We start from the raw sequence: 17,671 nt of genomic DNA, 5'->3' as shown, positions 1-17,671 counted from the left end.
CACGCCCTCTGCTGACAGAACCTGACGGTAGTCGCCCAAGCGTGCCGTGCCTGTAGGAGCTGGCTTGCCAGCGAAGGGCACACCACGGCCCTCAGATTATTCCCCGGCGCCCTCAAGGCCGCCTTCGCCGGCAAGCCGGCGAAGGCGAGGTGGCGCAGGGCTGGCGGTCTCAGCGCATCGGCGGCAGCGGGCTCTCGATCTGTTCGTCCTGCTCGTCGGCTTCGAACAGCCGGGCCAGTTCGGCGCGGGCTTCCTGGGCGCTTTGCAGGACCTTGGCGGCGTCGTCGTAGACCGCGTGCTGGGCCGCCAGCAACTGTTCGTCGTGCTGGGTGAAGCGCTGGATCCGCGAATCGGCCTGGGCCTGGCTCAGCCCCAGGCCGACCAGGGTGCGACGGCTCATCTCCAGGCTCGAGTAGTAGGTTTCCCGCACGGCCTGGGCCTCCAGGTCCACCAGCCGGTGCACGTGCTGGCGGTTGCGCGCCCGGGCGATGATCTTCAGGTGCGGGTAGAGCTTGCGCACCTGCTCGGCGGTCTTGATGTTGGTTTCCGGGTCGTCGGTGGCGATCACGAAGTACTCCGCCGTGCCGACCTTGGCCGCGCTGAGGATCTCCGGACGCATGGGGTCGCCGTAGAACACCGGCATGCCGCCGAAGCTGCGGATCAGTTCGATGGTGTCCACCGAGGTGTCCAGGGCGACGAAGGGGATTTTCTGCGCCCGCAGGATCCGCGCCACGATCTGCCCCATGCGGCCCATGCCGGCAATCACCACCCGTGGGCTGTCGGCGTCGATCTGGCGGTACTCGGCGGGCATCTCCAGGGGCTTGGCCTTGGGCTTGAGCCAGCGCGAACAGGCCAGCAACAGCAGCGGCGTCAGGGCCATGGACAAGGTGATGGTGAGCACCAGCAGGTCATGCAGGCGGGCCTCGAACAGGCCCTGGTCGCGGCCGATCTTGAACACCACGAAGGCGAATTCACCACCGGCCGCCAGCACCACGCCCAGGCGCAGCGCGCTCTCGCGATTGAGGTCGCCGGCCAGGCGCCCGACCACGTACAGCAGCGGCAATTTCAGGCCGATCAGCAGCAGGGTCAGGCCCAGCACCGCGATGGGCGCGCTGAGCAGCAGGCTGATGTTGGCGCCCATGCCGACGCTGATAAAGAACAAGCCCAGCAGCAGGCCTTTGAAGGGTTCGATCTGCGCTTCCAGTTCGTGGCGGTATTCCGAGTCCGCCAGCAGCAGGCCGGCGAGGAAGGCGCCCAGGGCCATGGACACGCCTACCAGATCCATCAGCCACGCGGTGCCGATCACCACCAGCAGGGCGGTGGCGGTGGACACTTCCGGCAAGCGGGTGCGAGCCACGATGCGAAACACCGGGCGCAGCAGGTAGCGCCCACCGACCACCACCACGGCGATGCTGCCCAGCACCTGCAGGCCGTGGCGCAGGTCCTCGGCGCTGCTGGTGTGGTGATCGTTGCCGGCCAGCACCGGGACCATGGCGATCAGCGGAATGGCGGCGATGTCCTGGAACAGCAGGATGGCGAAGGCCATGCGCCCGTGAGGGCTGTTCAGCTCCTTGCGCTCGGCCAGGCTTTGCAGGCCCAGGGCCGTGGACGACAGGGCCAGCCCCAGGCCCAGGACGATGGCGCTGTTCGCCGATTGGCCGAACAGGAACAGCGCCACCACGCCGATCACGGTGCCGGTCAACAGCACTTGGGCCAGGCCGACGCCGAACACCGCCTTGCGCATCACCCACAGGCGCTTGGGCGACAGCTCCAGGCCGATGATGAACAACAGCAGCACCACACCCAGCTCGGAGATGTGACTGACGCTTTGCGGGTTGCCCACCAGCCCCAGCACCGAGGGGCCGATCAGCACCCCGGCCAGCAGGTAGCCGAGCACGGCCCCCAGTTGCAGGCGCTTGGCCAGGGGCACGATGAGCACCGCGGCGCAGAGAAACACGACGGCGGCTTGTAGCAGGTTGCCTTCATGGGGCATCGGGGGGACTCCAGGGAGAACGGGGCGCCGGTGATGATAAAGGCTCACCGGTGACAAACAGCCGATGGCCGTTGCCAGTTTGCGCCCGGATAAAAACGGCGTGGATGTTCTGAGACTGGCGGTGCGCCCTGCAAGGCACGTCGCAGTGGGGGGGCAGGCTGGAGAGGGGAGACGCTGGAGGGGCGCGCCGGTCAGTGCGGCCACTGCTCCAGCAGGATCGCGACGAATTTTTCCGCGGCCGGCGACAGCGAGGCACCGCGGCGATAGACCAGCCCCAGGGTGCGGTTGACCACCGGCTCGGTCAGCGGAACGCTGACCAGGGTCGGGTGGTCTGCGGCCGGCATGGCCAGGCTCGGCATCGCCGACACCCCAAGGCCCGCCTCCACCATGCCCAGCGACGTGGACAGGTGCTGCACTTCGTAGAACCACTGGGGCCGCCAGCTCAAGCCGGACAGGGCATGGTCCAGCAGCATGCGGTTGCCGCTCAGGCGGCCGACGCCGATCAAGCGGTAGTCGCTCAGTTCCGACCAGGTCACCGAGCTGCGCTCGGCCAGTTCGTGGTCGCGCCGGCAGGCCAGGACAAAGGGCTCGTTGACCAGTGGCACGAACTCGATGTCCGGGTGCTGGCCGCTCATCATGTTGATGCCGAAGTCCGCTTCGCCGCGCAACACCGCTTCAAGGCCTTCGTTGGCGCTGAGGTCGAGCAGGCGGATGCGGATTTTCGGATAGCGCTGGTTGTACAGGCGGATCACCGACGGCAGGAAGTAGAAGGCTGCCGTGGGGATGCAGGCCAGGGTCACCTGACCGATCTGGCGTTCCGCCAGCTCGCGGATGTTGAGGATCGAATCGTCGAAGTCGTCCAGCAGGCGCCGGGCCTTGGGCAGAAAGTCGCGGCCGACGCTGGTCAGGCTGACCTTGCGCGTGGTGCGGTCGAGGAGGGCGGTACCCAGGCCCTCTTCGAGCTTTTTCATGCGTCGGCTCAGGGCCGGTTGCGACAGGTGCAAGGCGTCGGCGGCTTCGTGGAAACTCCCCAGTTCGGCGATTTTCACGAAAGATCTGATGTCCTGGAGCTCATATTCCATGCGGGCTTCTCAAGGCGGGAGTCGGCTGGGGTGCTGCCGGACACGATATTTAATTCATGCGCGAAACGCAATAATTGCTCTGATCTTTGCATTGGAAACACTTTTTAATCCCTGACACTCTTGTGTGCAGAACATCAATTACCTCGATTGATCAACAAGAGTCAGTGTTCATGCAACGAATTCCTTGTGTGTTGATGCGCGGCGGCACCTCCAAAGGGCCGTTTTTTCTGGCCTGGGATCTGCCGGTGGCGGTGGCCGAGCGTGATGAGCTGTTGCTCAACCTGATGGGCTCCGGCCACGAGCTGGAAATCGACGGCATCGGCGGCGGCAGCCCGCAGACCAGCAAGGTGGCGATCGTCAGTCCGTCGCTGCACCCGGACGCGGATGTCGACTACCTGTTCGTCCAGGTCATGGTGTCGCAACGGCGGGTCGATACCGCGCCCAACTGCGGCAACATGCTCTGCGCCGTGGGGCCCTTCGCCATCGAGCAGGGGCTGGTCAAGGCCACGGGGGCACAGACCCAGGTGCGGATTCGCAACCTCAACACCGGCACCCTGGTCAATGCCCAGGTCCAGACCCCCGATGGCAAGGTCAGCTACGAAGGCGACACCACCATTGATGGCGTGCCGGGCAGCGCGGCGCCGGTGGCCCTGACCTTTCTCGATGCCGCCGGGAGCAAGACCGGCCAGTTGTTCCCCACCGGCCAGCCGCGGGACCTGATCGACGGCATAGCCGTGACCTGCATCGACATGGCCATGCCCATGGTGCTGGTGCAGGCGGCCTGCCTGGGCAAGCGCGGCGATGAAAGCCCGGCCGAACTGGACGCCGATAGCGACTTTCTCCAGCGCCTGGAGAGCCTGCGGCTCAAGGCCGGGCTGGCCATGGGCCTGGGGGATGTCAGCGATAAGGTGATCCCCAAGCCGGTGCTGGTGTCCCCGGCCCGGGCGGGGGGCACCCTGGCGGTGCGCTATTTCATGCCCCACAACTGCCATCGGGCCCTGGCCATTACCGGCTCCATCGGCCTGGCCACCGCCTGTGTCACCGACGGCAGCGTGGTGGCCGAGATGCTCGGCGGGATCAGCGAGCCGCGCCTGCAGCAGGTCCGTATCGAACACCCCAGCGGGGCGATAGATGTCGTATTGTCCTACAGCGGAACCCGCCCCGAGACCATTCGTGCCTCGGTGGTCCGCACCGCTCGCCGGTTGTTTTCCGGGTATGTCTACGCGCCTGCTTCACAACGCCTTGCCGGGTAGTCGACGCGCTGTCGATCCGCTTGCATCAGAACAATTCTAAAAATGGGTGATGCCATGAAAGTTGTTAAATCGCTCTACTTCCAGATCCTCTGCGCGGTGTGCCTCGGGGTATTGGTGGGGCACTTCTGGGCCCAGCAAGCCATTGCCTTGAAGCCGCTGGGCGACGCCTTCATCAAGCTGATCAAGATGATGATCGCCCCGGTGGTGTTCTGCACCATCGTCACCGGCATCGCCGGCATGAGCGACAAGCGTTCCCTGGGACGCTTGCTGAGCAAGACCATGCTGCTGTTCCTCGGCCTGACGCTGATCAGCCTGTTCATCGGCCTGGCGGCGGTCTACCTGTTCCAGCCCGGCGCGGGGATGAACATCGACCCCACCCGGCTGAACACCCAGGGCCTGTCCCAGTACACCGAGTCGGCGGCCAAGCTGGGGGTGGTGGAGTTCTTCATGCACATCATTCCCGAGACCTTCATTGGCGCCTTCAACAAAGGCGAGGTGCTGCCGGTGCTGTTTATCGCGGTGCTGTGCGGGTTTGCCCTGTCGTCCCTGGGCGAGCGCGGCAAACCAGTGCTGGTGGTGCTGGAGTCGGCCTCGCAGATGGTGTTCAAGATCTTCTCCTACCTGATGCGTTTTGCCCCCGTCGGCGCCTTCGGCGCCCTGGCCTTTACCGTGGGTCAGTACGGCATCACCTCCCTGGGCGCCCTGGCCAAGCTGATCATGACCCTGTATGTGGCCTGCGGCTTCTTTGTCTGCGTGGTCCTGGGGGGCATTTGCCGGGCCAACGGCTTCAGCCTGTGGAAGCTGCTGCGCTACCTGCGTGAAGAGTTCCTGGTGGTGCTCGGCACCTCGTCCACGGAGCCGGTGATGCCGCGCATGCTGGAAAAACTCCAGGCCCTGGGTTGCAGGAAAAGCGTGGTGGGGCTGGTGCTGCCCACCGGTTATTCGTTCAACCTCGACGGCACGGCGATCTACCTGTCCCTGGCGGCGATCTTCATTGCCCAGGCGTGCAACATCGACCTGAGTGCCGGGCAGGTGGTCACCATGCTGGCGATCATGCTGCTGTCGTCCAAGGGCGCCGCCGGGGTAACTGGCAGTGGCTTCGTGGCCCTGGCCTCGACCCTGACGGTGATCCATGACATTCCCCTGGCGGGCCTGGCGTTGCTGATCGGCATCGATCGCTTCATGTCCGAGGCCCGGGCCTTGACCAGCCTGGCCAGCAACGCCGTGGCAACCGTGGTGATCGCCCTTTCGGAGCAGGCCTGCGACCGCCAGGTGCTGTTGCGCACGCTTGATGGCCAGCCGATTCCGGCCCAGGCCGCTGCCGCCGATGACAGCCCCGCGGCCGCGCTGGCGAGCAAGCTCGGCTAGACCCGCCAGGCACCCGCGCTTTACCCCAAGTACCGACTCAACACCTGTGCCGGGCGCCCTTGAACGGGGCGTCCGGTGCCCGGGTGGCCGCGCCTGCGTGCCGGTCACGCTCACCATAAAAACAAGAGAATCGACTTATGCTCGCCTTACTCGGCCTCGCCATGGTGGTGGTCTTCACCGTCCTGATCATGACCAAACGCCTGTCGCCCATCGTCGCCTTGACCCTGGTGCCGATCGTTTTCGCGGTGCTCGGCGGGTTTGCCGGCAGCACCGGCAAGATGATGCTCGACGGCCTGAAAATGGTCGCGCCGTCGGCGGCGCTGTTGCTGTTCGCCATCCTGTTCTTCGGCTTGATGATCGATTCGGGGCTGTTCGACCCGCTGATCCGCAAGATTCTCAAACGGGTCAATGGTGATCCGACCAAGATCGCCATGGGCACCGCGCTGCTGTCGCTGGTGGTGGCCCTGGACGGTGACGGCACCACCACCTACATGATCACCTGCGCGGCCATGCTGCCGCTGTACAAGCGCATCGGCATGAATCCGATGATCCTCGCCACCATCTCCATGCTGTCGTTGAGCATCATGAGCGGCATGACCCCCTGGGGCGGGCCGGCCACCCGGGCCATCGCCGCCCTGGGCCTGGATGCCGGCGAGTACTTCGTGCCGCTGTTGCCGACCATGATCGGCGGCGCCGCCTGGGTGGTGTTCACCGCCTACCTGCTGGGCCGGGCCGAGCGCAAGCGTATCGGCAATACCCAGCTGCAAAGCGGCGGTGGCGACTGCTACATCAAGGCAATTCTCGAAGACACCCCGCACAAGCGGCCCAAGCTGGCCTACGTCAACCTGTTGCTGGTGATGGCGGTGATGACCGCGCTGGTGCTGGGTCTGATGCACTCGGCGGTGCTGTTCCTGATCGGTTTTGTCCTGGCCCTGATGATCAACTACCCGCAGCTGGACATTCAGAAGGAGCGCATTCTCGCCCATTCAGGCAACGCCATGACCGTGGTGCTGCTGGTGTTCGCCGCGGGGATCTTCGCCGGGATCTTCTCCGGCACCAAGATGGTCGACGCCCTGGCGCAGACCCTGGTGGACTGGATTCCGCCGTCCTGGGGCCATCTGTTCCCGCTGGTGGTGGCGCTGACCAGCATGCCGCTCACCTTCGTCCTGTCCAACGATGCCTATTACTTCGGCGTGGTGCCGATCCTGGCCAACGCGGCGGCGGCCTATGGCATTTCTCCCCTGGAAATCGCCCGCGCCTCGATCCTCGGCCAGCCGGTGCACCTGATGAGCCCGTTGGTGGCCTCGACCCTGCTGCTGGTGGGCATGGTCGATCGCGACATCGGCGACTTCCAGAAAGCCACGGTGAAGTGGGCGGTGCTGACCTCGCTGGTGATTACCGCCCTGGCCTTGCTGACCGGTGCCCTGACCCTGTTCGTCTGACCCGTTCGAAACCCTCTTTGATGGCCCGGCGCCTTGGTTAAAAGGGCGCCAGGGCCAACTGCGCCTTGAATAACAACAACGAGAACTACCCCATGAGCCATTGGCCAACCCGCACCCTGATGCTGTCCAGCTTGAGCCTGCTGCCCCTGGCGGCGGCCCAGGGCGCCGGCTTCATCGACGACAGCAGCCTCAAGCTGCAACTGCGCAACGTCTATTTCAACGAGAACTTCCGCGACGAACACGGCCTCAGCGCCAAGGCCGCGCGCACCGCCAAGAGCGAGCGCACTGAATGGGCCCAGGGCTTCCTGCTCGATTATCAGTCCGGATTCACCCCCGGCACCCTGGGCTTCGGGGTCGATGCCCTGGGGCTGCTGGGGGTTCGGCTCGATTCCGGCAAGGGCCGCAGTGGCACGGGGCTGCTGCCGGTGCACGACGACGGGCGCGCCGCGGACGAATTCGCCAGTGCCGGCGCCACGGCCAAGGTGCGGCTGGCCAAGACCACCCTCAAGTACGGCACCTTGCTGCCCAAGACCCCGGTGCTGGTCTACAACGATGCCCGTCTGTTGCCGCAGACCTATCAGGGCACCCAGCTCACCAGCACGGATATCGACGGCCTGAGCCTGACCGGCGGTTATCTGCAGCGCTTCAAACTGCGTGACTCCACCGACAGCGTGGGGCTGGTGCCCGACGGCTACAGCGGCGGCCAGTCCGGGGACTTCCGCTACGGCGGGGCCGAATACAAATGGAGCAAGAACCTGCGCCTGAGCTATTTCCATGGCGAGCTTGAGAACTTCTATCGGCAGGACTTTGTCGGCCTTCAGCATGACCTGGCACTGGGGCAGGGCACCTTGACCAGCGATCTGCGCTACTTCCGCAGCGCCGATTCAGGCGCGGCGTTTGACGGCAAGATCGACAACCGCATGCTCAGCGGCCAACTGACCTACGCGATCGCCGGGCACTCCCTTGGTGGTGGCTATCAGCGCCTCAGTGGCGATGCCGGCTTGCCCTATATCAGCGGCGCCACGGTCTACTCCTTCAGTAACGCCGGTATCGGCAAGTTCATCGAGGAGGGCGAGAAGACCTGGATGCTCGGCTATGGCTACAACTTCGCCAGCCTGGGTGTGCCCGGCCTGACCTTCAGCTCGCGCTACCTGAGCGGCAATGACGGCAAGTCCAAGACCCGGGTCGATGAGTGGGAGCGCGACAGCGAACTGGCCTATGTGCTTCAGCAAGGCTCGTTCAAGGGGCTGGGGGTGAAGCTGCGCAATTATGTGTATCGCTCCGACTACGCCCGTGGGCGGGACAGCAACCGCCTCTACATCACTTACGAGATTGCCCTCTGGTAGGGCCCTTACAGCGGTTTGAAACGCCCATCCCACTGCGGATCCAGGCGCTGGATGCGCGCAGCCAGCGGTGGGTGGGTGGCGAACAGCCGCTCCAGGCGCAGTTTCACCCCCTGGTGGAAATACAGGTGGCTGTACTGGGCGGCGGCGAAGGCGCGCAGGCGTGAACCGGCGCTGCTGCCGCCGATCTTTTTCAGGGCGCCGGCAATGCCCTGGGGGTTGCGGGTGAACTGCACCGCCGAGGCATCGGCGAGAAACTCGCGCTGACGGCAGATGGCGGCCTTGATCAGGTTGCCCAGCAGGCTGCCCAAAGAGCCGAAGACCAGCAGGGCCAGGCCCAGCACAGCGAAGATGATCTGCCAGAAGAAGCGGTGGCGGTCGCTGCCCAGGTGCTGCTTTTCCGCCTGGCGCAGCACCGCGATGCCCGCCAGGCTGAACACCAGCAGGCCGTGGATCACCGCCAGCAAGCGGGTGTTGAGGCGCATGTCACCGTTGTGAATGTGGCTGAACTCGTGGGCGACCATGCCCTGCAACTCGTCGCGGTCCAGGTGGATGAGGGCGCCGCGGGTGATGCCCAGCACCGCCTGCTGCGGGGTCAGTCCGGCGGCGAAGGCATTGATCGCGTCTTCCGGCAGTACATACACGGCCGGCATCGTGGCGCCCGAGGCCAGGGCCATTTCCTCGACGATATTGAGCAGGCGCTGTTCCTCGCTGCCCCGTGGCGAATCGTTGATCAGGCGCCCGCCCAGGTGCTCGGCGATCACCTTGCCCCCGGCCCGCAGGCGCCAGGTCTGGTACCAACTGCCCAGCAGCACCACCACCAGCATGAGCAGCGCCAATCCCGCGACCACGATCCAGTTCAGCACCTTGGGCTGGCCGTGCTGCTGACTCAGCTCGCGCCACAATAGGCCCAGCCCGAGGCTGCTGAGGCTGACCAGGGTAGCCACCGCCAGGGTCATCAACAGCAGCAGTTTGAGGGTGTGGCGCCGGGCACGGGCCTGGTGTTGAAAGAACTTCATGCAAGCTTCCGGGGGCAGGCGGCGGGGTTACTGGAAGGACACTTTGCTGGCGTCCTGGATCTGCGCGCTATCGGCGAATTGCAGCAGCGCGGCATCGGCGCGATGGCCGAACAGCCCGGCGAAAAACAGCGCCGGCACTTGCTGCTTGCACAGGTTGTAGTCGGTCACGGCGTCGTTGAAGGCCTGGCGCGCGTAGGCGACCTTGTTCTCGGTGCTGGTCAGTTCTTCGCTGAGCTGCGCCATGTTCTGCGAGGCCTTGAGTTCCGGGTAGGCCTCCAGGCTCAGGTGCAGACGATTAAGGACCTGATCCAGGGCGCCCTGGTCCTGGCCCAGGCGGGCAATGCTGGCGCTGTCGCCGGGTTGCGCGGCGGCCGCTTGCAGGCTGTCCCGGGCACTGTTGCGCGCTTCGGCCAGGGCGGTCAGGGTCTGGCGCTCGTGTTGCAGGTAGCCCTTGACGGTCTCCAGCAGGTTGGGAATCAGGTCGTAGCGGCGCTTGAGCTGCACTTCGATCTGGGCGAAGGCATTGCGCAAGCGGTTGCGCCGGGTCGTCAGGCGGTTGTAGAGGCTGACCAGGTACAGCGCCAGAGCGGCGAGCAGCACCAGGGCGACGATATCGGCGGTGGCCATGGGATGTCCTTATCGGGGTGGGGCGTGGGGGCGGCCATGGTAACGGAAACGTCCCGGGCAGCGACAGACCTTCGCCCGGGCGCCATTCAAGGATTGCCACGGGCCGGCAATTCTGCGAAAAAGCGCGCGGCATGCGCCGGCCTCAAGCTCGGCCGGGCGCCTTTTATTCAATGAACCAGGGACAGGCAATGGACAAGATCATGCTCAGGTTGACGGTGGTCGACGACTATCCACCGGTTGCCAGCGAAGGGGTCTGGGCGGAGCCGCAGCCTGACGGTCTGTACCGGATCGCCAATCTTCCTTTCTATTCCCAGGACGTCTGTTATGAGGACGAGGTGACCGTGCAGGTCGAGGCCGATGGTCTGAAATGGTTCAGGCAGGTGGCACGCAGCAGTGGCAACAGCACCCTGCGCCTGGTGTTCTTCAAGGCCGGCCGGGAACGGATCAGCGAGGTGCTGGAACGGATCAATGCCCTGGGTTGCCGCTGGGAGGGCATGAGCAAGGCCTTCTTCTCGGTCAATGTGCCGGCCGCGGTGCAGCTGGACAGCGTGCTGGAGTACCTGCAGGCGTGCTTCGAGCGGGATTGGCTGGATTATGAAAGCGGACTGTTGCGCCAGTGACAGCGCCAATGAGCTTGAAATCTGATGCCAACAGCGACATTGCCTGCATCGAGGACGACCTGCTGAGATTGCCAAGCCGCGGCAATTCTGCGAAAAAGCGCGCCGCAGTCCCGCGTCGGGGCCATCTTTGAACGGGAGTGAAGCATGAGCGACGAATTGCAGGTGATCGATATCCAGTTGGGGGACGGCAAGGCGGTGGTCAAGGGCGCTTTGATCACCACCCAGTACCGGGGTTTTCTGGAAGACGGCAGCAGCTTCGATTCCTCCTACGATCGCGGCAAGCCGTTCCAGTGCGTGATCGGCACTGGGCGGGTGATCAAGGGCTGGGACCAGGGCCTGATGGGCATGCAGGTGGGCGGCAAGCGCAAGCTGCTGGTGCCGGCGCACCTGGGTTACGGCGAGCGCAGCATGGGCGCGATCCCGCCCAACTCGAACCTGATCTTCGAGATCGAGCTGCTGGAAGTGCTGACCCGTGACGACTGAGGGGCCAGCGCAAACGTCAGCCGCACCCTCGACCCCCGCCAACAAGGCTTGCCCGGTGCTGCTGCGCTACACCACCGAGCTTGAGGTCTTGGCCTTTCGCCATCCGCTGGCCGGCCTGCAATTGGTCAAGGGCACGCTGGAGGCGGGAGAGTCGACCGCCGCTGGCGCGGTCCGCGAACTGGCGGAAGAGGCGGGCGTCGAGGCCGAGGAAAGGCGCTTTCTCGGCCTCTGGCACTCTGGGTTTGCCGGCCAGGTGTGGGCGTTCCATGAGTGCCGGGTGCCGGCGCCGCTGCCCGAAAGCTGGACGCATTTCACCGCGGATGACGGCGGTCATGACTTCGAGTTTTTCTGGCACCCCCTGGCCAGCCCGCCGTCGGCCCAATGGCACCCGCTGTTTCAAGCGGCCCTGGGCTTTCTGCATGAGCGGTTGCTCGGCGCGGGTCGCCACGCCTAGGCCCTGCTGCCGGGTATTACTGCCCCAGGCGGTACTGGTTGTTGCCGCTGCGCTTGGCCTCGTACATCGCCAGGTCGGCGACGTGCAGCAACTGGTCCATGCGCCCGGCATGGTCGGGAAACACCGCCACGCCCAGGCTGCTGCCGATGCTGTGGCGCTGGCTGTCCACCTCCACCGGCGGCGATAGCTGGCTGAAGATCTTTTCGCCGATGCGCCGGGCTTCTTCAGTCAGGTCGAGCCCCGGGGACAGGCCTTCGAGAACCACCACGAATTCGTCGCCGCCGATCCGCGCCACGGTGTCGCTGCTGCGCAGGATGCCTTGCAGGCGCTGGGCCGTGGCGTTCAGCACCCGGTCCCCGGCGGCGTGGCCGTATTGGTCGTTGATGGCCTTGAAACCGTTGAGGTCGACGAACACCAGGGCCACCCGGGTCTGGTTGAGGCGCGCCTGTTCCAGGGCCCGGGACAGGCGCTGTTCGAGCATCAACCGATTGGGCAGCCCGGTCAGCGGGTCGAAGTGGGCCAGTTGCTGCAGCTGGCGGGTGGAGACTTTCTCATCGGTGATGTCCCGTACCACGCCCATCATCTTGATGGTGGTGTCGTGCACGTTCTTCACCACGTTGCCGGTTTCGCGCAGCCAGTGGATGCTGCCGTCGGGCCAGACGACGCGGTATTCCTCGTCATGGTTCTCGCCGGTTTCCAGGCAGCGCAATTCGCCAGCGCGCACCCGCTCCCGGTCCTCGGGGTGCACGCAGGAGCAGAACAGCTCGTAGGAGGGCACCACCTCGCCGACCTTGAAGCCGAACATGCCGTAGATCGCTTCCGACCAGTACAGGCGCTGGGTGTCGACCTCCCAGTCCCAGGTGCCGATCCGTGCGAAGTACTGGCTGCGCTTGAAGCGCTCGGCGTCGTCGGGCAGGCCCTCGACCCGCTTGCGATAGGCGCGCAACTGGGCCTGGGCGCGGCGTTCGCGGCGCAGCAGCCACAGCGTCAGCAGGGTCAGCAACAAGGTCAGGCACAGCAGGAACCAGACAGCAATCATAAGATTCTGGACAGCATGGAAGGGTGAGTCCTGGGGGGTTGGTGGCACTGGGCTATGTTAATCCACGCTATGGGCTGTGCAGCAGCTTTTTCTGCGGCCTCAGGTCACTCGTCGGCGACCGGGGGACGGTGCCGGGAGCCTGGGCTTTTTTTGCAGCGGCCGGCTTGTGTCGGATTGGCCATGGGAGCATGATGCCCTCCGATATAGGTATAGGGGGTATGGGTATGTCACACACGCACGCGCAAAAAGATGAACTGCTCAAGCGGGTCCGGCGCATTCTCGGCCAGGTCCAGGCCGTGGAGCGGGCGCTGGAGACCGGGGCCGATTGCGGCAAGACCCTGCACCTAGTGGCGGCGACCCGTGGCGCCATCAGCGGCCTGATGGGCGAGATAATCGAGGCCCATGCCCTGGAGCATGTGGCCAACCCCGAGCTCAGCGATGCCGAGCGGGCCCGTGGCGTGGATGAGCTGCTCGAAGCCATTCGCCGTTATTCGAAATAGGAGCGGGACCATGAATCTGTCGCAGCAGGCTGCACATTTGAGCCACGACCATCAGTTTCTCGGTGCCGATCACGATGACAATGCCCGGCGCACCCTGTGGGTGGTGCTGCTGACGGTGGTGATGATGGCGGGGGAAATCGTCGCCGGTTACCTCACCGGGTCCATGGCCTTGCTGGCCGATGGGCTGCACATGGCGACCCACGCCGGAGCCCTGGGCATCGCCGCGGCGGCCTATGGTTTCGCCCGGCGCAATGCCGGCAACCGGCGTTTCAGCTTCGGCACCGGCAAGGTCGGCGACCTGGCGGGGTTCGCCTCGGCGATCATTCTCGGCCTGGTGGCCCTGGGAATTGCCGGCGAATCCCTGGTGCGGCTGTTCCAACCCACTGCCGTGGCCTTTGCCGAGGCCACGCTGATCGCGGTGGTCGGGCTTTTGGTGAACATCCTCAGCGCCTGGCTGCTGGGCGGCGATCATGGGCATCACCACCATGCCCACGACCATCATCATGATCACGAGCATCACGAGCATCACGAGCATCACGAGCATCACGAGCAGCATCGGGCTCGGGGTGACAACAATCTGCACTCGGCCTATGTGCATGTGCTGGCCGATGCCCTGACCTCGGTGCTGGCCATTGTCGCGCTGTTGGCCGGGCGTTACCTGGGATGGGTCTGGCTCGATCCGGTGATGGGCCTTGTCGGTGCGCTGGTGATTGCCCGCTGGTCCTATGCGCTGATCAAGTCCAGCGCGGCGGTGCTGCTCGATACCAGCGATGAGCGCCTGGCCGAGCAGGTCCGGCGTTCGGTGGAAGAGCCGGGGGATGCGCGCATTGTCGACCTGCATGTGTGGCGAGTGGGGCCTGAGGCGCGGGCGGTGATCGTCAGCGTGGTGGCCCAGGCCTCGCTCAGTGTCGAGGCCGTGCGTGGGCGCCTGGCCGCCTTGCCCGGGCTGGCGCACCTGACCCTGGAGCTGCGCACCCTCTAAGTCCGCTGGCCGGGCGCCTCAGGCGGCGCCCGAGCGGTACAGTTCAAACCCCGTATAGACCAGCCCCGCCAAGGCCACCGCCAGCAGCACCAGGCTCGACAGGCCGGTCACCTGGCGCTTGTACTTGAGCGAGAACCCCTGGCGCGCCATCAGGATATAAGCCCCAAGCACGGCAAAATCGATCACCACCCAGACCAGCGTCAGCAGCAGCGCGCTGCGCTCGACGGAGCGGCTGACCTGGATGAACTGGGGGAAGAACGAGACAAAGAACAGGATGTCCTTGGGGTTGCTGATGCCCAGCAAAAAGCCATTGGCCAGGCCGCGCCGGCCGCGGGCGGTCGGTGCGGCGGCCGGCGCGGTTTGCGGACCTGTGGCCTCGCGCAGGCCCTGCAGCGCCAGCCAGCCGATAAAGCCGCACCCCAGCAGGCTGATTCCACTGATCAGCCGCGGATCCAGCGCCAGGCCGGTGGTCAGCATCAGCGCCGCCAGCAGCGCCAGCAGCGCCAGCAGCAACGAGGCGGCATGGGTGCCCAGGGCGGTCAGCAGCGCTTGGCGCGGCCCGGCGTTGAGGCTGGTGTTGATGATCAGCGCCACCACCGGCCCCGGGGTGGCCACCAGCAACAGCACGCTGAGGGCATAGGCCAACAATAACGACAGGTTAAGATCCACGGTGCAGGGCTCCTGCTCAGTCCAAGAGCGCTCAGCTTGGCGCCTTTGCCCGGCGTTGAAAAACGCAAAAAGCTGTGCGCTACTATGATTTTTTATCATCATGAGTGCCCGTCGATGGTCGAGTCCCTGCCACCGCTCTACGCATTGCGCGCCTTTGAAGTGGCCGCCCGTTCCTGCTCCTTTACCCGGGCCGCCGAGGAACTGTCCCTGACCCAGAGCGCCATCAGCCGGCACATCCGTACCCTGGAGAGCCAGTTCGGTTGCCGTCTGTTCCAGCGCCACGGCCCGCGGCTGCAGCTCACCGAGGCCGGCGAGCGCCTGGCCCGGGAGCTCAAGGTCGGTTTCCGGATCATCGAGGACGCGTGCCTGCCGTTGCGCGCCAACCGCGGTCAGTTGCGCCTCAAGGCGCCTTCGACTTTGACCATGCGCTGGCTGCTGCGGGCTCTGGAGAGGCTCAAGGGCGAGCAGCCGGAACTGGCGGTGCAACTGGCCAGCGTGTGGATGGATTTCGATCACGTGGACTTCTACGCCGAGCCCTACGACTGCGCGATTCTTCTGGGCAACGGCCACTTCGGCGCCGGGGTCGAGGCCTGCAAGCTGTTCGATGAATGGCTGATTCCCATTGGCCCGCCGCAGGCCGCGCACGGGGCGCCCTGGACCCTGGAACGACTCAGGGATGCGCAGCTGATCCACCCCTCGGCCGACCGCCGCGACTGGCGCCGCTGGCTGCAGGCCCAGGCGCTTGAGGACCGAGCCTGGCTGGAGCAGGTGCGGCTGGAACGGGGCACTGTCTTCGACTCCCTGGACCAGGCGATCAGCGCCGCCATGGCCGGGCACGGCCTGTCGATCGGCGATCTGCACCTGGTGGCGCAGGACATACGTGACGGGCGTATCGGCCTGCCGTTCCCCAGCGCGGTGGCGTCAGGGGACGGCTACTACTTGGTGTGGCTGCGCGACAGTTCGAACCAGGAGCGCATTGCCCGGTTGCGCACCTTTTTGCTGAGTCAGGTGGCGGACATCAGCGACCTGCACCTGCATGATCGGGCGCCGGGGAGCGCTTCCGGCCGGCATGAGGTCAGCTGAGGATGATGTAGTCGTTGCGTTGCTCGATGCCCTGGTGCGGCCCTGGCACCAGGTGCACATAGCGTCCTTGCAGCAGGTCGATCGGCAGGCAGTCGTCGACGTCGAGCAGGGCGTCGGTGTGGGATTTGTGCCAGTGGGCCAGCATCTGCCGTTTGCCCTTGGCCTTGGCTTCGGTCTTGTCTTTGGCCACCACCAGCAGGTAGCGGTGGGCCTCGCCAAAGGTCGCCGCTTCGTAGCCGCCCAGGTTGAGGAAGTACAGGCGCGGCGCGTCCGGTCCGGGGGCCAGGGGGCTGAACTCGACCTTGTAGTGCTCGACGCCGTCGACCCGCATCCAGGCGTCGATGTGCAAGCCCGCCGGGCTGCCGAACCAGGCCTGGCGCAGTTGCCCGTAGGCCGACTCAAGGCGCTCGGCAACCACGAATTGGACGTCGTGGACTTCGATTGTCGCTTTGGGGTGCTTGCCCCCGAGCATCACCACAAACAGCATGATCCTTCCTTTTTCCAGTCGCGGTTTCGGCAGTGGGGGCACCTTTTACCTCAAGCGTCCGCTGGCCGCCAGCCCATGGGCTGGCCGTCCGGCGCGTCGCTGAACAGGGGCAGGCGGCCATTGACCGAGGCCCGGTATTGCCACTGCAAGGCCAGCGCCCCCAGGCCCGGGGGCTGCGGCAGGGTGCACAGCAGGCTGTGGACGATGTTCAAGGCCAGCTCCCGACCCGGGCAGCGATGGGCGCCGGCGCCGAAGCTGAAGCCCTGCTGCGCCGGATCGCTGCCGGTGATCGCGCTCAGGGCCGGGTCGTGATTGGCCGCCGCCAACAGCACCAGCACGCTATCCCCGGCTTGCAGGTCGACCCCGAGCAGGGTGCAAGGCTCGGCCACGAAGCGGCGGGTGTTCTGCACCGGCGGGTCCAGGCGTTGCTGTTGCAGCAGCCAGTCCTGCAACTGATGGGGATCGTGCTGCAGGCGCCGGGCCAGGGCCGGATCCGCCAGCAAGGCCAGCAGGCTGTTGCCCAGCAGCCCGGCGCAGGCGTCGTGGGTTTGCGCCAGCAGGCCCAGCAGATTGGCCAGCAGGTCCTCGGGGGCAAGCCCGTTGCTGCGTTGCAGGATCATCTCCAGGAGCGGGCTGTGCTCCGGGCCGTCGAGCACGGCCTGCATCTGCCAGAGCAAGTCGTGCGCCGCGGCGTCGGCAGCCTGCAGCTGTTCCTCCGTGCTCAGGGGCGAGAAACAGGCGACGAACTGGCCGGTGCGTCGGGCCAGTTCTTCGCACTGCGCGGCGGGCACCCCCAGCAGGGCGGCCAGCAGGGCCACCGGCAGGCGCCACTGCCAGCGTTGCAGGTCGGCGGCGCACTGCGGCGCGCCCAGGGCCGGGCGCCAGCGGGCCAGCCAGGGCATCAGGTCGATCCCGCCCAGTGCCAGCAGCCCGGGTGCCATGGCCTGGCGCGGACAGCCATGCCGCGGGCCGTCGTTCATGCGCATCAGGCGGGCAAACACTTGCCCGGCGGGGCGTCCGGCGATGGCCCGGGGCACCGGCTCCTGCAGCGGCCGGACCCGGCAGGCCGGGTGGTTGAGCACGGCGGCAACTGCCGCGGCGCTGCTGGCCACCCACAGCCCGAGCGCCGAATCGTAGGTCAGGCCGCCCCGGGCACGCAGGCGGGCGTAGTAAAAGTCGTAGGGGTCGAAATGGGTAGCTGCGCTGATCGGGTCCATGATTTTTCTC

18 protein-coding genes are annotated in these 17,671 nt (G+C 65.8%); 10 read left to right on the top strand and 8 right to left on the bottom strand.

What is annotated here, in order from left to right; genetic code table 11:
* Positions 1 to 169: 169 nt before the first annotated feature.
* Both GWQ44_RS28630 and GWQ44_RS28625 read right to left on the bottom strand, forming a co-directional pair.
* Positions 170 to 1,993 carry a monovalent cation:proton antiporter-2 (CPA2) family protein gene (locus tag GWQ44_RS28630; RefSeq protein ID WP_275928868.1) on the bottom strand — a complete coding sequence of 608 codons (1,824 nt, stop codon included), beginning with the start codon at positions 1,991 to 1,993 and terminating at the stop codon, positions 170 to 172.
* Between the two features lie 191 nt (positions 1,994 to 2,184).
* The gene (locus tag GWQ44_RS28625) at positions 2,185 to 3,075 is read right to left on the bottom strand and encodes a LysR family transcriptional regulator (RefSeq protein ID WP_016966118.1); all 891 of its coding nucleotides are present in this window, start codon (positions 3,073 to 3,075) and stop codon (positions 2,185 to 2,187) included.
* Positions 3,076 to 3,245: 170 nt separating this feature from the next.
* Here GWQ44_RS28625 and GWQ44_RS28620 point away from each other — a divergent pair, with 170 nt between their 5' ends.
* The 4 genes from GWQ44_RS28620 (at position 3,246) to GWQ44_RS28605 (ending at position 8,484) form a co-directional block, all read left to right on the top strand.
* The gene (locus tag GWQ44_RS28620; protein WP_275928867.1) at positions 3,246 to 4,328 is read left to right on the top strand and encodes a 4-oxalomesaconate tautomerase; all 1,083 of its coding nucleotides are present in this window, start codon (positions 3,246 to 3,248) and stop codon (positions 4,326 to 4,328) included.
* A gap of 42 nt (positions 4,329 to 4,370) precedes the next feature.
* Entirely contained in the window at positions 4,371 to 5,696 is a 1,326-nt protein-coding gene (gene dctA, locus GWQ44_RS28615; protein ID WP_275928866.1) for a C4-dicarboxylate transporter DctA, read from the top strand.
* A gap of 137 nt (positions 5,697 to 5,833) precedes the next feature.
* Entirely contained in the window at positions 5,834 to 7,138 is a 1,305-nt protein-coding gene (locus tag GWQ44_RS28610; protein ID WP_016966121.1) for a citrate:proton symporter, read from the top strand.
* Between the two features lie 92 nt (positions 7,139 to 7,230).
* Complete coding sequence (locus GWQ44_RS28605; RefSeq protein WP_047303809.1) at positions 7,231 to 8,484, top strand: OprD family porin; 1,254 nt, start codon at positions 7,231 to 7,233, stop codon at positions 8,482 to 8,484.
* A gap of 5 nt (positions 8,485 to 8,489) precedes the next feature.
* Here the strand turns inward: GWQ44_RS28605 and GWQ44_RS28600 are convergent, their stop codons facing one another.
* Positions 8,490 to 9,500: a M48 family metallopeptidase gene (locus GWQ44_RS28600; protein WP_275928865.1), complete on the bottom strand. Its 1,011-nt coding sequence runs from the start codon at positions 9,498 to 9,500 to the stop codon at positions 8,490 to 8,492.
* A gap of 27 nt (positions 9,501 to 9,527) precedes the next feature.
* Complete coding sequence (locus GWQ44_RS28595) at positions 9,528 to 10,127, bottom strand: LemA family protein (RefSeq protein ID WP_047303813.1); 600 nt, start codon at positions 10,125 to 10,127, stop codon at positions 9,528 to 9,530.
* Positions 10,128 to 10,315: 188 nt separating this feature from the next.
* Between GWQ44_RS28595 and GWQ44_RS28590 the strand changes: the two genes are divergently transcribed.
* From GWQ44_RS28590 to GWQ44_RS28580, 3 genes are all read left to right on the top strand, one after another.
* On the top strand, positions 10,316 to 10,747 hold the full coding sequence (locus GWQ44_RS28590; protein ID WP_275928864.1) for a DUF4265 domain-containing protein: 432 nt from the start codon (positions 10,316 to 10,318) through the stop codon (positions 10,745 to 10,747).
* A gap of 144 nt (positions 10,748 to 10,891) precedes the next feature.
* Positions 10,892 to 11,230 (top strand): FKBP-type peptidyl-prolyl cis-trans isomerase, encoded by a 339-nt coding sequence (locus GWQ44_RS28585; protein ID WP_016966126.1) that lies wholly within the window; start codon positions 10,892 to 10,894, stop codon positions 11,228 to 11,230.
* A 55-nt stretch (positions 11,231 to 11,285) separates the two neighbouring features.
* A complete protein-coding gene (locus GWQ44_RS28580) occupies positions 11,286 to 11,684 on the top strand; it encodes an NUDIX domain-containing protein (RefSeq protein ID WP_275928863.1) in 399 nt (132 codons plus the stop codon).
* 16 nt (positions 11,685 to 11,700) lie between these two features.
* On the opposite strand, the gene GWQ44_RS28575 is transcribed toward GWQ44_RS28580, so the two are convergent.
* Positions 11,701 to 12,723, bottom strand: coding sequence for a sensor domain-containing diguanylate cyclase (locus GWQ44_RS28575; protein WP_016966128.1), 1,023 nt, complete (start codon positions 12,721 to 12,723; stop codon positions 11,701 to 11,703).
* Between the two features lie 224 nt (positions 12,724 to 12,947).
* Between GWQ44_RS28575 and GWQ44_RS28570 the strand changes: the two genes are divergently transcribed.
* Together GWQ44_RS28570 and dmeF are read left to right on the top strand one after the other, a co-directional pair.
* Complete coding sequence (locus GWQ44_RS28570; protein ID WP_047303817.1) at positions 12,948 to 13,223, top strand: metal/formaldehyde-sensitive transcriptional repressor; 276 nt, start codon at positions 12,948 to 12,950, stop codon at positions 13,221 to 13,223.
* A gap of 10 nt (positions 13,224 to 13,233) precedes the next feature.
* Complete coding sequence (dmeF, locus tag GWQ44_RS28565; protein ID WP_275928862.1) at positions 13,234 to 14,205, top strand: CDF family Co(II)/Ni(II) efflux transporter DmeF; 972 nt, start codon at positions 13,234 to 13,236, stop codon at positions 14,203 to 14,205.
* Between the two features lie 18 nt (positions 14,206 to 14,223).
* Here the strand turns inward: dmeF and GWQ44_RS28560 are convergent, their stop codons facing one another.
* Positions 14,224 to 14,874, bottom strand: a complete 651-nt coding sequence (locus GWQ44_RS28560; protein ID WP_275928861.1) for a LysE family transporter — start codon at positions 14,872 to 14,874, stop codon at positions 14,224 to 14,226.
* A gap of 114 nt (positions 14,875 to 14,988) precedes the next feature.
* Here GWQ44_RS28560 and GWQ44_RS28555 point away from each other — a divergent pair, with 114 nt between their 5' ends.
* Positions 14,989 to 15,957, top strand: coding sequence for a LysR substrate-binding domain-containing protein (locus tag GWQ44_RS28555; RefSeq protein ID WP_179596715.1), 969 nt, complete (start codon positions 14,989 to 14,991; stop codon positions 15,955 to 15,957).
* Here the strand turns inward: GWQ44_RS28555 and GWQ44_RS28550 are convergent.
* Entirely contained in the window at positions 15,950 to 16,444 is a 495-nt protein-coding gene (locus GWQ44_RS28550; protein ID WP_275928860.1) for a DUF1543 domain-containing protein, read from the bottom strand. The two genes, GWQ44_RS28555 and GWQ44_RS28550, sit on opposite strands and share 8 nt — an antisense overlap.
* A 50-nt stretch (positions 16,445 to 16,494) precedes the next feature.
* Positions 16,495 to 17,661 (bottom strand): cytochrome P450, encoded by a 1,167-nt coding sequence (locus GWQ44_RS28545; protein WP_275928859.1) that lies wholly within the window; start codon positions 17,659 to 17,661, stop codon positions 16,495 to 16,497.
* Positions 17,662 to 17,671: the final 10 nt, after the last annotated feature.

The organism is Pseudomonas sp. 3MA1 (genome assembly GCF_029237275.1).
Classification (GTDB): domain Bacteria; phylum Pseudomonadota; class Gammaproteobacteria; order Pseudomonadales; family Pseudomonadaceae; genus Aquipseudomonas; species Aquipseudomonas fluorescens_AP.
Note: the sequence above shows the minus strand (reverse complement) of the source record. Positions and strands in the feature narration are given on the sequence as shown.